Origin of the sequence: Rhodococcus sp. 14-2470-1b (assembly GCF_002259415.1) — a bacterium.
Lineage (GTDB): Bacteria > Actinomycetota > Actinomycetes > Mycobacteriales > Mycobacteriaceae > Rhodococcoides.
This window is the reverse complement of sequence record NZ_NPFY01000011.1, coordinates 288136-302013: the sequence shown is the minus strand read 5'-3', so window position 1 is coordinate 302013 and position 13878 is coordinate 288136. Positions and strand designations below refer to the sequence as shown.

12 protein-coding genes are annotated in these 13878 nt (G+C 65.1%); 4 read left to right on the top strand and 8 right to left on the bottom strand.

What is annotated here, in order from left to right; genetic code table 11:
* Nucleotides 1-2 precede the first annotated feature (2 nt).
* Together CH293_RS08440 and CH293_RS08435 are read right to left on the bottom strand one after the other, a co-directional pair.
* A complete protein-coding gene (locus CH293_RS08440) occupies nucleotides 3-932 on the bottom strand; it encodes an ABC transporter permease (RefSeq protein ID WP_094719951.1) in 930 nt (309 codons plus the stop codon).
* Between the two features lie 9 nt (nucleotides 933-941).
* Complete coding sequence (locus tag CH293_RS08435) at nucleotides 942-2522, bottom strand: ABC transporter substrate-binding protein (protein WP_176459947.1); 1581 nt, start codon at nucleotides 2520-2522, stop codon at nucleotides 942-944.
* Between the two features lie 343 nt (nucleotides 2523-2865).
* Here CH293_RS08435 and CH293_RS08430 point away from each other — a divergent pair, with 343 nt between their 5' ends.
* From CH293_RS08430 to CH293_RS08420, 3 genes are all read left to right on the top strand, one after another.
* The gene (locus CH293_RS08430) at nucleotides 2866-3861 is read left to right on the top strand and encodes a 2-hydroxyacid dehydrogenase (protein WP_255122766.1); all 996 of its coding nucleotides are present in this window, start codon (nucleotides 2866-2868) and stop codon (nucleotides 3859-3861) included.
* A complete protein-coding gene (locus CH293_RS08425; protein ID WP_094719949.1) occupies nucleotides 3858-4253 on the top strand; it encodes a universal stress protein in 396 nt (131 codons plus the stop codon). Before CH293_RS08430 ends, CH293_RS08425 begins: the two co-directional genes overlap by 4 nt.
* Nucleotides 4254-4575: 322 nt before the next feature.
* Entirely contained in the window at nucleotides 4576-5421 is an 846-nt protein-coding gene (locus tag CH293_RS08420) for an endonuclease domain-containing protein (protein WP_141217161.1), read from the top strand.
* Nucleotides 5422-5488: 67 nt separating this feature from the next.
* Here CH293_RS08420 and CH293_RS08415 read toward each other — a convergent pair whose 3' ends face one another.
* The 6 genes from CH293_RS08415 to CH293_RS08390 form a co-directional block, all read right to left on the bottom strand.
* Nucleotides 5489-6382, bottom strand: coding sequence for a LysR substrate-binding domain-containing protein (locus tag CH293_RS08415; protein ID WP_037112107.1), 894 nt, complete (start codon nucleotides 6380-6382; stop codon nucleotides 5489-5491).
* An 84-nt stretch (nucleotides 6383-6466) separates the two neighbouring features.
* On the bottom strand, nucleotides 6467-7747 hold the full coding sequence (locus tag CH293_RS08410) for a glucarate dehydratase family protein (protein ID WP_037112105.1): 1281 nt from the start codon (nucleotides 7745-7747) through the stop codon (nucleotides 6467-6469).
* Entirely contained in the window at nucleotides 7747-8673 is a 927-nt protein-coding gene (locus tag CH293_RS08405) for a 5-dehydro-4-deoxyglucarate dehydratase (RefSeq protein WP_037112104.1), read from the bottom strand. The genes CH293_RS08410 and CH293_RS08405 overlap by 1 nt, the downstream gene beginning before the upstream one ends.
* A 31-nt stretch (nucleotides 8674-8704) precedes the next feature.
* A complete protein-coding gene (locus tag CH293_RS08400) occupies nucleotides 8705-10303 on the bottom strand; it encodes an aldehyde dehydrogenase (NADP(+)) (protein WP_094719947.1) in 1599 nt (532 codons plus the stop codon).
* Nucleotides 10304-10463: 160 nt separating this feature from the next.
* Nucleotides 10464-11477: an ABC transporter substrate-binding protein gene (locus CH293_RS08395; protein ID WP_094719946.1), complete on the bottom strand. Its 1014-nt coding sequence runs from the start codon at nucleotides 11475-11477 to the stop codon at nucleotides 10464-10466.
* Nucleotides 11478-11501: 24 nt separating this feature from the next.
* The gene (locus CH293_RS08390) at nucleotides 11502-12326 is read right to left on the bottom strand and encodes a siderophore-interacting protein (protein ID WP_094719945.1); all 825 of its coding nucleotides are present in this window, start codon (nucleotides 12324-12326) and stop codon (nucleotides 11502-11504) included.
* A 191-nt stretch (nucleotides 12327-12517) separates the two neighbouring features.
* Between CH293_RS08390 and CH293_RS08385 the strand changes: the two genes are divergently transcribed.
* Nucleotides 12518-13867, top strand: coding sequence for an enolase C-terminal domain-like protein (locus CH293_RS08385; protein WP_094719944.1), 1350 nt, complete (start codon nucleotides 12518-12520; stop codon nucleotides 13865-13867).
* Nucleotides 13868-13878: the final 11 nt, after the last annotated feature.

Below are 13878 nucleotides of genomic sequence, written 5' to 3'. Positions count from 1 at the left end.
TCCTAGACCTTCGCCTTGTCGCGGACACGGGCGTCGAGCAGTGCGTAGCAGGCGTCGATGACGATGTTGAGTACGAAGATGCTGATGGCGGTCAACAGCACAGCCGCCTGCAGGACCGCGAAATCACGCTGGAGGATGGCGTCGATCATGAGCTTTCCGATACCGGGCCATCCGAAGATCGCCTCGACGACGACTGCTCCGTTGACCAGACCGACCATGAGGTCGCCTGCAACGGTCAGCGCCGGTGCCGCTGCTTTGCGCAGTGCGTGGTGGGTGACCACACGGATGTCGCTTGCGCCCTTGCTGCGGGCGAGCCGGACGTACGGCGCGGACAGTGCGGCCACCATCGCACCTCGCACGACCTGGGTCAGTACACCCAGTGGGCGGATGAGCAGTGTCGCGATCGGCAGGATCCACGACAGCATGCCGGCACCGGTTCCCGACGTCGGGAGCACACCGAAGGTCACGGCGAAGAGCCAGACGCCCATGATCGCGAACCAGAAGTCCGGGATGCTTGCCGCCGTCATGGACAGCAGGCTGGAGATCCGGTCGGCGAGGGAGTTGGGTCGGTACGCCGCCCAGCACCCGATGACGATGGCGCCGACGATCGCCAGGAACATCGTCATGAACGCCAACTGCAGCGTGGCGGGGAACGCGCGAAGAGCCATGGTCGACGCGGCTTCACCGGTGCGCAGCGAGTCGCCGAAGTCCAGATGGACGACGCCGCTGAGGTAATCGAACAGCTGCGTCAGGAGCGGCTGGTCGAGCCCGTTCGACGCCCGGAACGCCTCACGCTGGGCCTGGGTGGCGGACTCCGGCAGGTAGAGACTCGTCGGGTCGCCGGTGAGGCGGGCCAGGAGGAATACACCGAGGAGCACGACGATCAGCGGAACCAGGCTGGTGTAGATCCTTCGTCGCAGAAATCTGAACATGATGGGCCTCTAGTCCGTTTCGGGTGAGTCGGCGCGGGTCATCGCGGCGAGATGCATCTCGTCGACAGTGGCCGAGTTGGGGGCGTAGTCGACGGAATCTGCCTTGGCGAGAACACCTTCCATGTGGGCGATGAACGCCATCTGCATGATCTCCTTGGGCTCCTCCGCGAACAACTGTGCGTATGCGTCCTGCCGGGCGTCGCCGGTGAGGACGGCGGCCTGACGGACACGCTCGTCGAACTCCGGTGTCCCGCCTGCGCTCTGGAATCCTTCGCTCATGAGGTACTGGTCGGCGGTGAACGCGGCGTCGCCTGCCTGGTTTCCGTGCTGAATGACGAGGAGGTACGGACCGACGTTGGGGAACGGGCGTTCCTGGTACTCCGCTGTTCCGGCCGAGTCCGTCATCTCGATCGACACGTTCATCCCCAGCTGGGACAGTGCGTACTGCACGACCTCGAGAGTTTCGTTCACCTTCGGGAACTGACCGGTCCGGCCGATGAGTCGGATCGGAGTATCGACGGGTACGCCGTCCGCCCGTGCCTCGTCGATCAACTCCTGGGCTCGGGCGGGGTCGTACGGCCACGGTGAGAGTTCGTCGTTGTATCCGATCACTCCGTCCGAGACCAGCTGCGCCGCAGGCTTTCCGAGTCCCTGGAACAAGGCGTCGACGATTCCCTCGCGGTTGATCGCGTAGTTGATCGCCTGACGTACCCGCATATCGTCCAGCGGAGTCTCCTCGAGCTGGATACGAACCGCTGTCGTCTCGTTGTTCGGGTAGGCGACTCCGAGGTCGCCTGCGCCGTCCTCCGGTCCGAGCGAGGTCGCGATCTCGGCTTCCCCGTTGGACACCATCGACGCGCGGACGCTGCCCTCGCTTCGCCACTGGTACGTCGCGCGGGCGTAGTCCGGCTTGTCGCCCCAGTACGTCTCGTTGCGTACGAGCGACAGACGCTGGCCGTAATCCCAGTTGTCGATCGCGAACGGTCCGGTGCCGATCGGCTCGCGCACGCGTTCGGTGAGGCTGTAGGTCCTCGGCACCATTTCGACGAAGGAAAGCTTCAGCGGAAGGATCGGGTCCGCACTCGGTGCCGCGACGCTCACGGTCAGTGGATCGATGATCTTCACGTCCAGGTCGGCGTCGCCGAAGACGTAACCCTCGACGTTGCATCCGAGGTCCGAGTTCACGGCCCGCTCGATCGAGTGCGCTGCGTCCTCTGCTTCGAACGGGCTGCCGTCGCTGAAGGTGACGCCGGGATGAAGCTGGAAGGTCCATTCACGGTCCGATACCTGGGTCCAGGAGTCGGCCAGCTTCGGCTCGAGGGTTCCTTCGGTCGGGTTCCGTTCCATCAGGGGCTCGGTGATGTTGGACCGCGTGACGACCCCGACCGATGTGAGGGAGACGTCGCACGCTTCGAGGGTCGGCGGCTCTTCCTGCAGAACGATGCGGAGGGTGTCCGCACTCGCGGCGGTGCCGCTGCCGGAGTTCGCCACCGTGCAACCGCTCGCGATCATCGAAAAGCTCAGTGCGCCAGCGATGATGATCGCGCTGCGCGTGGTCCGTCCCTGCTGCACTGCCTGTGCAGGGCTCATGGTGACCTCCAGGTGGATGGGGAGTGCGACTGCACGTGGTGCAGCGCTTATCTGTGACGGTAGACACACGGTAGGAGTGGCGCATATCGGCGTCAACACGACAATCGCCCCTAACCAGGGGGTTTTGTGGGTCACATCGACCCGCATCACGAGGTCTGTGTCACATCACGACGCGTCTGACCTGGTCGGACAGCGTTACTCAGCTGAAGATAGGGTGTAGTAAGTACGTCGACAATGCCGTTTGAGTATCAATCCATGTTATTTACGTGTTGGACAGGTATCCGAAAGGCGACATAGCGTACTGGAAAACGCGCACGCGGCGAGTCCTGTGAGGAGCTGAGTAATGGCAACGGTTGGAGCCACGGAATCATCTGCGGTGCAGAGTGATTCGAACAGAACCGGACGGGTGCTTCGGGTCGGGCCGCTCAAGCCGTCCCTGATGGACACGCTCGCCGGCGACTACGACGCCCTCGTACTCCCCGATGTGGCCGAGCGCGACGAGTTCCTGGCTCGGCACGGCGAGTCGATCACCGCAGCGGTCACCTCCGGCCGAACGGGAGTGGACGCGACACTCATCGAGCAGCTCCCCAATCTGGGGGCGATCGTGCACTTCGGCGTCGGGTACGACACCACCGACGTCGACGCGGCATCCGCGCGCGGTGTCGTGGTCAGCAACACGCCGGACGTCCTGACCGACTGCGTCGCCGACCTAGCGGTGGGACTCGTGATCGACGCGCTCCGTCAGGTGTCGTTCAACGACCGTTACGTCCGCGCCGGCCGGTGGGTCGCGGAGGGCAACTCGCCGCTGACGTCGCAGGTCACCGGAAAGCGGGTGGGCATCATCGGTCTCGGACGCATAGGGAGCGCAATCGCGGACAGGCTCACCGGGTTCCGCTGCTCCATCGGCTACCACAACCGCAACGAGATCGCCGACTCCCCGTACACGTATTCACCCACGGCCGCAGGGCTTGCCGGAAGCGTGGACATCCTCATCGTCGCAGCCTCGGGAGGTTCGGGCACCAAGCATCTCGTGGACAGTGACGTGCTCGACGCACTGGGCCCCCAGGGCTACCTCGTCAACGTCGCCCGAGGAAGCGTCGTCGACCAGGATGCGTTGGTGGAACGGCTCGCCGACGGCAGGCTGGCAGGCGCAGGGCTCGACGTCTTCGCCGACGAACCGGATGTACCGGAGAAGCTTCTCGGCCTCGACAACGCGGTTCTACTGCCCCACGTGGGCAGTGGAACGGTGGAGACGCGCGCGGCCATGGAAGCGCTGACGCTGCAGAATCTGGACCAGTTCCTCGCTGATGGAACTCTCACGACGCCGGTGACCCGATGACCGTCGTGGTCGGCTACTCGCCGACTGTCGAAGGTAAAGGCGCACTGCCCTTCGCGTTCGGCGAAGCCGTGCAGCGCGGCGTCGACCTCGTCGTCGTAGCCGAGGAGGACAGTGCCTCGGAAGAAGGATTCGGCGCAGCAATCGAATCCGCGCGCGACGAGGCCGGAGCCGGTGGAGTCGTGGTGAAGGTGCACGACAACGAACCCGGGCGTTCGCACGCCGACAACCTGATAGACCTGTCCTACGCGGAGGGAACCGACCTGGTGGTGATCGGCATCAGGCGCCGATCACCGGTCGGAAAACTGTTTCTGGGCAGCATCTCTCAGCGAGTTCTGCTGGAAGCTCAGTGCCCGGTGGTTGCGGTCAAGCCTGCAGTAGGTCTGCCCCGCTGATCCGACGGATCACCAGAAGCCGAGGCTCTGTCCGTTGGAGAAGATGTTGAATGCGTCGCTGAACAGGGAGAACAAGATTCCGAGCATGTGAGATCCACTTTCCGAGATTGTGTAAGGACACATCAGTTTAGAGTCTCGTGGGTGAGATGTCACAGTTCCGCGTATCTCAGGCGGGATCCCGCCTGAGACGCATGGAACTGTTACACGGCGCCCGTTGTCCACAATCTTCGAGTTGTCCACAGGCTTCGAGTTGTCCACAGCCTTGCCGAAACACCAGGTCGACGACGAATCTCGCGTAGTCGGGTGTCCGACACTTCGAGGCATGCATCCTCACGGACTGGCCACCAGAGAGCAATTGCTGGCGTCGGGTATCTCCAGTAGCGCCATCTCCCGCAGGTTTCGACGGATTCTGCCCCGGATCTACTGCTCCGGTGAACCCACCGTCATTGCCCGGTGCCATGCCATCACGCTGTGGCAGCCCAGGGCTGTGCTGAGTCATCGCACTGCGGCATGGCTGTTCGGATGGATCGAGGCCCCCGCGCAGCACGACTTCACGCTGCCCGTCGGTAGCGCCGCGCGCACACCGGACTGGCTGACAGTTCACCGACGCACGTTGGAGGTCGGGGACCTGTCCGAATCGCAGGGACTCCCGGTGGTCGCTCGGCCCCGGACGCTGATCGACTGCGTTTCGGTGATGGCGCCGGAGGTCGTAGCGCGCCTCGTCGACGAGCGCCTCGTGGGCGACGTTCCCTCCGAGGAGGTCCTTGCCTTGCTGAACGAATTCCCGAGGCGCAAGGGAAACGGTCGCGCACGCCGGCAGCTCGAGCTTGCGGCAACCGGGTTCGCATCCGAGCCCGAGCGCGTGCTGGACCGCCAGCTCATCGTTCTGGGTCTGCGCCTCGAGACCAACTACTGGGTCGGCCGGTACCTGTGCGACTTCGTGGACGTCTGGGCGATGGTGATCGTCGAGGTGGACGGCCGAGAATTCCACATAGCACCTGATGTGTTCAGCCGGGACCGTCGACGCCAGAACGACCTGGTCCTGGAAGGTTGGCTGGTCCTTCGGTTCTCGGCCCTGGATGTGTTGTCGAATCCGGAAGCGGTCGCTCGTCGGATCATCGAGGTGGTTCGACGACGCAGGAAGGCGCGCCGTCCGGGTGTCATGTGACATTTCCGTATTTTTCGGACGGGATCCCGCCTGCCGCGGGCGCAACTGTTACGTCACGCCCGCTGACCTACTGCCATTCCCGGGACGGGAGGACGTCGGACATGAAGCGGTGCAGTGCCGGGTTGTCGTTGTCCACGCGCCAGGCGGCGTTGAGTTCGACAGGGCGTCGGGGCGTGGTTTCGACGGGACGGAAGACGACGCCGCTCGGTTGCATGGTCGTGGACGATTCCGGGACCAGTGCCATGCCGATCCCGGAGCGGACGAGGACCAGCATGGTGTGCACCTGTGTCACGTACTGCACGTACCGGGGCGTGACGCCGACGACGGTGAACGTACTGATCAGCAGTTCGTGGAAGTACCGGGCGTCGACGGGTGAGTACATGATGGTCGGTTGGTCGTCGAAGTCGCCGATGGTGAGCTTGTCGAGTTCTGCAAGCGGATGATCGGCGGGCAGGGCAGCGACGAGTGCCTCGTGCAGGACCGGCCTGGAGGCGATCCCGGGGCGCTTGAGCGGTGGTCGGGCCAGACCGAGGTCGAGGTCTCCGATCGCGAGGGATTCCATCTGCACCGCGGACACCATCTCGCGGAGAACGATTTTGACGTCCGGTAGTTCGATTCGGGCCTTCTCCAGCAGTTGCGGCAGCACTGCGTGTGCCGATGCACCGGTGAAACCGACGACGACGGTACCGAGGTCTCCGGTGGGCACGCGCCGCACGGTCAGTACCGCGCCTTCGGCGAGGTCGAGGATGCGTCGGGCGTCGGGGAGGAAGGCGATTCCTGCTGCGGTGAGCATCACCGATCGGCTGGTGCGGTCGATCAGCTGGACACCGAGTTCGTTCTCGAGCTGCTGGATCTGTCGGCTCAACGGGGGCTGAGTCATGTGGAGGCGTTCCGCGGCGCGCCCGAAGTGCAGCTCCTCGGCGACGGCGATGAAGCAGGTCAGGCGATTGAGGGAAAACAACCCATTCACTCCCGATATCGAAGAAGGCCACTCGCGGTCAGGTCTGGTATCAACCTAACCCACGAGTGGCCTTGTTCGACGCACTTACCAGCGAGGACTGGTGTTGACGAAGCTGGGATCGATGCTCTGCATGTACCCGGTGTCGTCGCGGTCACGGAGGCCACAATCGAGGTACTGCTGGTGCAGCGCGGCGAGTGCGTCCTCGTCGATCTCGATGCCGAGCCCGGGTCCGGTGGGAACGGCGACGGATCCGTCGACGATCGTCAGGACACCGGGCTCGATCACATCCTCGTTCTTCCACGGCCAGTGGGTGTCGCAGGCGTAGGTGAGGTTGTCCGTCGCACCGGCGAGATGGACCATGGCGGCCAGGCTGATCCCCAGATGACTGTTGGAATGCATGGACAGTCCGAGATCGAAGGTGTCGCAGATCCCGGCGAGCAACCGAGACCTCTGCAGCCCACCCCAGTAGTGATGGTCCGACAGAACCACTTTCACCGAGTTCTTCGACACCGACGGTGCGAGTTGATCGAACGCGACGACACACATGTTGGTTGCCAAAGGCATCTTCGCTTCCAGAGCGACCTCGGCCATGCCGTCGAGTCCGGGTGTCGGATCCTCCAGGTATTCGACGATGCCGTTCAGCTCGGACGCCACGCGGATCGACGTGTCGACCGTCCACGCGGCGTTGGGATCGAGCCGCAGCGGAAGGTCGGGGAACGCTTCGCGCAGCGCCTTGATTCCGGCGATCTCCTCGTCGGGCGGGAAGACGCCTCCCTTGACCTTGATCGCGCCGAAGCCGTACTCGTCGATCATCTTCCGTGCCTGACGAACCAGGCCGTCGGGATCGATCGCTTCACCCCACTCGTCGGGCTCGCGGCCGGGATGCGCGGCCCACTTGTAGAACAGGTACGCGCTGAACGGGACGGAGTCGCGCACTTTTCCACCGAGCAGGTCCGACACCGGACGCCCGAGGGCCTTGCCCTGCACATCGAGGCATGCGACCTCGAAGGGTGAGAAGACGCGATCGGTAGTGCTCGCGGTCGTGATCATGCCTGCGACGCCGTCGCCACCGGTGATCGTCGACGTCGCCAGCTGCGTGTCGATGGCCGTGCGAATCGCGTTGAGCGCGAACACGTCCAGGCCGGTGATGGCCTCGGCGGCTGCTTCGAGCCTGGCGACGTGCGCCGTGTCGGCGTAGGTCTCACCGAGGCCGACGATGCCGGCCTCGGTGTCCAACTGGATGATCGCCCGCAGTGCATACGGCTGGTGCACACCGACCGTGTTCAGCAACGGAGGGTCGACGAATGCAACGGGTGTGATCCGTGCGCCGGTGATGCGGACCGGTCCGCGAACACTGCCGGACATCAGTGGACCGCGAGCTCGTTCGCCAGAACTGCACGACCGGCTGCGACGATCTCGGTGAGCTCGCTCAGGTGCGGTGCGCTGATGTCGATCAGAGGCGGACGGACGGGTCCTGCTTCGATGCCTTCCATGGTGACGCCGGCCTTGATGAGAGAGACGGCGTAGCCGGGAACCTGATCGCGCAGGCGCACGAGTGGGTGGAAGAACTCACGAAGCAGTGCAGCAGTGAGCTTGTCGTTGCCGCTCTCCATGGACTGGTAGAAAGCCAGAGCCAACTCGGGCGCGAACGCGAAGGTCGCGGAGGAGTACAGCGTCACGCCGATCGCCCGGTACGCCTGCTGCGACACCTCGGCGGTGGGCAGACCGTTGAAGAACTGGAAAGGCTTGCCCGACGGTTCGAGCGAGTCCAGAACCGCGCGAACGATACGACCGACCTGGTCGAGATCGCCGGTGCCGTCCTTGAATCCCACGACGGTCGGGAACTGCGCGACCTCGACCGCGGAGGCTTCGGTGAAGCGCGCGTTGCCGCGGTTGTAGACGATGAGCGGCAGGTCCGTGGACTCGGCGACGGCCTTGGTGTAGCTGACGAGCCCCGCCTGCGGCATCGTCACGAGGTAGGGCGGGAGGAGCAGAATGCCGTCGGCGCCGTTGATCTTCGCGCTCCGGGCGAAAGCCTTTGCCTGCGCGACGGATCCGCCCGCACCTGCGTAGACGGGGACGCGGCCGGCGACGACGTCGACTGCGGTGCGGACGATCTTGCCGAACTCCTCGGCTTCGAGTGCGTGGAATTCGCCGGTGCCGCAGGCGATGAAGACTCCACCCGGGCCGGCGTCGACGCCCTTGGCGACGTGGGCGGCGAGCAGGTCGTAGTCGACCTCGCCGGACGCAGTGAAGGGGGTGACTGGGAAGAAGAGGACTCCGTCGAGCATTTCGTATCTCCTGTGTGGTGAGGGGAAGGGATCAGTCTTGGGTGAGCTGGCCGTCGATGCGACGCCAGATTCCCTCTGGATTACCGTCGGCAATGGCGCTGGGCAGCAGTGTCTTCGGAACGTCCTGGTAGGCCACTGGCCGAAGGAAACGTTCGATGGCGAGGGACCCGACGGACGTGGTGGCCGAGTTGGATGTCGCGGGGAACGGTCCGCCGTGCACCATGGCGTGGCCGACCTCGACGCCTGTGGGCCAGCCGTCGAACAGAATGCGTCCGGCTTTGAGTTCGAGAACCTCGAGGAGTTTGCTTGCCTCGGAGTGGTCGGCGTCGTCCACATGGATCGTTGCGGTGAGCTGGCCTTCGAGAAGTGCCGCGACGTCTCGAACCTGCTGCGCATCGGTGCACTTGACGACGAGGCTCGATGCACCGAAGACTTCCTGCTGCTCCACCTCGGACGCGAGGAAGGAATCTGCGTCGGTCACGAACAGCGCTGCGCGGCAGGCGTTCGGGGCGTCGGTCTCGGTGCCGCGCGCGACCTCGGTGGCCGACTGCGCGAGTTCCTCGACGCCGCTCGCGTAACTGGCGGCGATGTTCGGCGTGAGCATCGTGGTCGGGGTGGTCTCGGACACGGCCGTACGCGCGGCGTCGACGAACGAGTCGAGGCCGGGGCCGTCGACGGCGATGACCAGTCCCGGGTTGGTGCAGAACTGGCCCGATCCGAGCGTCAGGGACGCGACGAACGCGCGACCGAGATCCGCTCCGCGGGTCTCGAGAGCTTTGTCGAGGACGAACACCGGGTTGATCGAGCTCATCTCGGCGTACACCGGGATGGGTTCGCGGCGCCCGGCGGCAGCGGCGACGAGAGCGGTTCCACCCGAACGTGATCCGGTGAATCCGACTGCCTTGACGCGTGGGTCGGTCACCAGGGCCGTGCCGAGGCCGCGACCGGAGCCGTAGAGCAGCGAGAAGGTGCCCGACGGCATTCCGGTGGAGGCCACCGCGTCGGAGATCGCGCGTCCGACCAACTCGGACGTTCCTGGATGCGCGTCGTGAGCCTTGACGATGACGGGGCAGCCGGCGGCGAGTGCGGATGCGGTGTCTCCGCCCGCGACGGAGAACGCGAGAGGAAAGTTGCTGGCGCCGAACACGACTACCGGCCCGAGTGGGATCTTCCGCTGACGGATGTCGGCGCGGGGAAGCGGAGCGCGATCAGGCTGAGCGGGGTCGATGCGCGCACCGTTCCAGCTGCCTTCGCGGAGTACGGAGGCGAAGAGCCGAAGCTGTCCCGTGGTGCGGCCGACCTCGCCGGTGATGCGTCCGACGGGCAGTCCGGATTCGGCGACTGCACGTTCGATCAGGGTGTCGCCGAGTGCGGCGATGTTGTCGGCAATCGCGTCGAGGAACTGTGCGCGGGTCTCGGAGGAGGTGGCGCGGTAATCCGCGAACGCCGACCAGGCGGCAGCAGCGGCAGCGTCGACGTCGCCCAGATCGCCGTGGTGGTAAGCAGGTTCGAGTGACTTGCCTGTGCTCGGATCGATGCCGTTGATGGCGGTTCCGGAACCCTGCACCGCCTTGCCCGCAATGATCAACTTGCCGGTCAGTTCGGTGGACTGCGTCAGTGATGCTGTCATGGGTGACTCCTTGTACTCGACTCGATCGGCGACACCGCGTGAGGGTGAGGCTCGGACTCGACGTCAACGTTAGGAGTCCGATCGATACGTGTCCAAGTCAAAAAGTCTTACCTTCGATACCTGAACGGCATCGATCGACGAGGGCTTCCGAAGAGGTGAGCTACGAGAGCAGAGTGCGTCGTAGATCGTCGATGACCGCAGCGGCGGCCGTGAGGTTGTACCCGTCGAACCACGGCGCGGAGTCGACCTTGTAGGCGCGACCGGCCTGCACTGCGGACAACGTCGACCAGAGTGGACTGGACACCAGCGACTGCTCCACCTCGTCGCCTGCATCGGCCTGACCGCCTGCGCCGACGTAGTAGAGGATCACGTCCGCGTCGATCATCGGCAGGTTCTCCGAGCTGACGGCGACGTTGACCTTGGTCGGGTCTGCTCCCGGCGCGGTGTCGGCGGTCGGAGCGATCCCCGCGCCGGACAGAATGTCTGCGTACAAGAACGTCGACGACGCCGCGAGCGTGTTGTACGACCGGACGTCGCCCGAGGTGTCCGAGACGCGCACCACGGACAACCTGAGCCCGTCGGGCCATGCCTGTGCGACATCGGCCCGAAGATCGGCGATGCGATCGTCGAGCCCGACGAATGCACCGACGGCATCGTCCTTGCGGCCGACCGCGTCGGCAACGTCGATGTACTGGTCACGCCAGTACGTGAACGGGATCAACACGGTGGGGGCGATGGTCGACAGTTCGGAGTAGAACGGCTCGCCGATGGGCTGACGTCCGACGATCAGATCGGGGTTCGCTGCCGCGATGGCCTCTAGTTGGACATCGCCGAGGGCGGTGACGCCGATGGACGGTAGTTGCTGCGAGGCCTCGCCGACCAGCGTGCGGACACCTCCGCCCAGAGTGCCCGTCGCGACGACGGGAACGTCGAGTTCGTCGAGCGTCTGCAGGCCGACATACGCGTCGAGGCTGACGATTCGCGTCGGGCCGGCCGGCACGACGACGTCGCCCATGGGCGTAGAGAGGGTCCGTGTTCCGTCGTCTGCGGCGGGTGTGGTGTCGCCGTCGGCTGCGCAGGCAGTGATCAGCGACGCGAGCGCGAGGCCTGCCGCGGCTCCGAAGCGCCTGCGCGAGAGATCGTCGGTGACGGGTGTGTGGGCGAGGGTGATCATGTCTTCTCCTGGTGGGGTGGTGGGTCAGAGGCCGGATTCTTCGAGGGCGGCGTCGACGACCTGGGTCAGCTCGTGTCCGCTCAGGCCCTGGGCGAGTGCGCGGTCGCGGACGGAATCGATGTGCTCTCGGACCTCGGAGAACCGCTGCTGCCAGGCTTCTTTGTCGCGTCGCCAGTAGCCCTTGATGTCGAACCGGTCCGGAGTCCACCCCAGTTCGCGGTGGTAGAGCTTCCGGATCGCTCGGGCGTCGGCCGCTTCGGTCGCCGCCCACAGATAACCGCCGCCGCTGGGTCTGTCGAAGGATCGGACTGTCTCGAGCAACTCATGGTCGGTCGTCCACTCGTACGTGACGGTCGCTGCACTCGGCACCTGTTGCTCGTCGGCTCGGCTCGGCACCGATGCGATGACGTGCGCTGTGGCGCCTGAGGGAAGTTGTTCGACGGCACGGGTGAGAGCGGGTAGTCCGGTCATGTCGGCAACCAACAGTTGCCACTCGGTGTCGGTAGGTGGCCGATACCATCCGTGCGGCTCCGACACGCGGATCCGATCACCGGGCTGCGCATGTTCTGCCCACTGCGCGGCAACGCCGCCGTCGTGAACTACGAAGTCGATGTCGAGGTGTGGGCCGGCCGGGTCGAAGCGGCGGACGGTGTAGCTACGCAGGGTGTCGTCCTCGAAGATCAAGCGGAGACGTTCGTCGGGCACGCCGGTGGTCGCGAAGCCGGACAGGTCGGCACCGCCGAGGCGTACGCGGAGCATGGAGGGCGTCACGTACCACGACGACAGGGTCACGGCGTCGAACGTCCTCGGTTCCGAAGGGCGGCGTTCGGCGGGAACGGTCGGGGGCATCCGGGCAGCTTCCTGTCGAGACCTGTTCAACTCTGACCTGTTCGATATTAGGGTAGCCATACTTTGCCCGACGATCGCCCCGTGTCGATACCCGCAGTGCATCGATCCATGCCTATCTCGTCTTGGACACGCATAGGTGTGGAACCATAGGGTTCGTGTGAGCCGAGTCACGACCACGGAAGGTTCCACCGATGAACGCGCGTACCGCCACCACCCCTGCCGTCACCCGAATGCGAGTGGTTCCCATCGCGGGTCACGACGGCATGCTGCTCAACCTCAGCGGTGCGCACGCACCGTATTTCACGAGGAATCTGGTGGTGCTGACGGATTCGGACGGCCGCACCGGCGTCGGCGAGGTCCCTGGTGGTGAGCCCATTCGCCGGTGCCTCGAGGATGCCCGGTCTCTGGTCGAGGGCCAGTCGGTCGGTACGTACAACGCGATCCTGCAGTCGATGCGAACAGCGTTCTCGGACAGGGATTCCGGCGGTCGCGGCGCGCAGACGTTCGACCTGAGGATCGCTGTCCACGCAGTTACCGCGGTCGAGTCGGCCTTGCTGGACCTGCTCGGGCAGCACCTCGGTGTCACCGTCGCCGCGCTGCTCGGCGAGGGTCAGCAGCGCGAGAAGGTTCAAGCCCTCGGCTACCTGTTCTTCGTCGGCGACTCCGCGAAGACGGATCTGGCGTACCGGACGGCATCCGACGAGTCGGCCGGTGCCGACGACTGGGCTCGCATCCGTCACTCGGAGGCGCTCACCCCCGATGCCGTCGTTCGACTCGCCGAGGCCGCTCAGGCGCGCTACGGATTTCAGGACTTCAAGCTCAAAGGCGGGGTACTTCCCGCCGCCGAGGAGGCGGCTGCCGTGACGGCGCTGCATCGACGCTTCCCCGACGCTCGAATCACGTTGGATCCCAACGGTGGATGGTTGCTGAAGGATGCGATCGAGACCTGCCGCGGGTTGCGCGACGTACTGGCCTACGCCGAGGATCCGGTCGGTCCGGAGGGTGGATTCTCCGGCCGTGAGGTCATGGCGGAGTTCAAGCGGGCCACCGGGTTGCCCACTGCGACGAACATGATTGCCACCGACTGGCGGGAGATGGGCCACACCATCCGCACCGGCGCCGTCGACATTCCGTTGGCCGATCCTCACTTCTGGACCATGAGTGGCTCGGTGCGGGTTGCGCAGCTGTGCGACGCGTGGGGTCTGACCTGGGGGTCGCACTCCAACAACCACTTCGACGTATCGCTCGCCATGTTCACCCACGTCGCGGCGGCAGCACCGGGGAACATCACCGCGATCGACACGCACTGGATCTGGCAGGACGGTCAGCGAGTGACCAGGGAGCCCTTCGAGATCGACGGGGGTTACCTCACGGTGCCGGACAAGCCCGGTCTCGGTGTCGAACTCGACTGGGAGCAAGTGGATGCCGCGCACGAGCTGTATCAGCGTGAAGGCCTCGGTGCGCGTGACGATTCCATCGGTATGCAGTATCTGATCGACGGATGGGCCTTCGACAGCAAGAGCCCGGCCCTGGTTCGATGAGAGCACGGTCG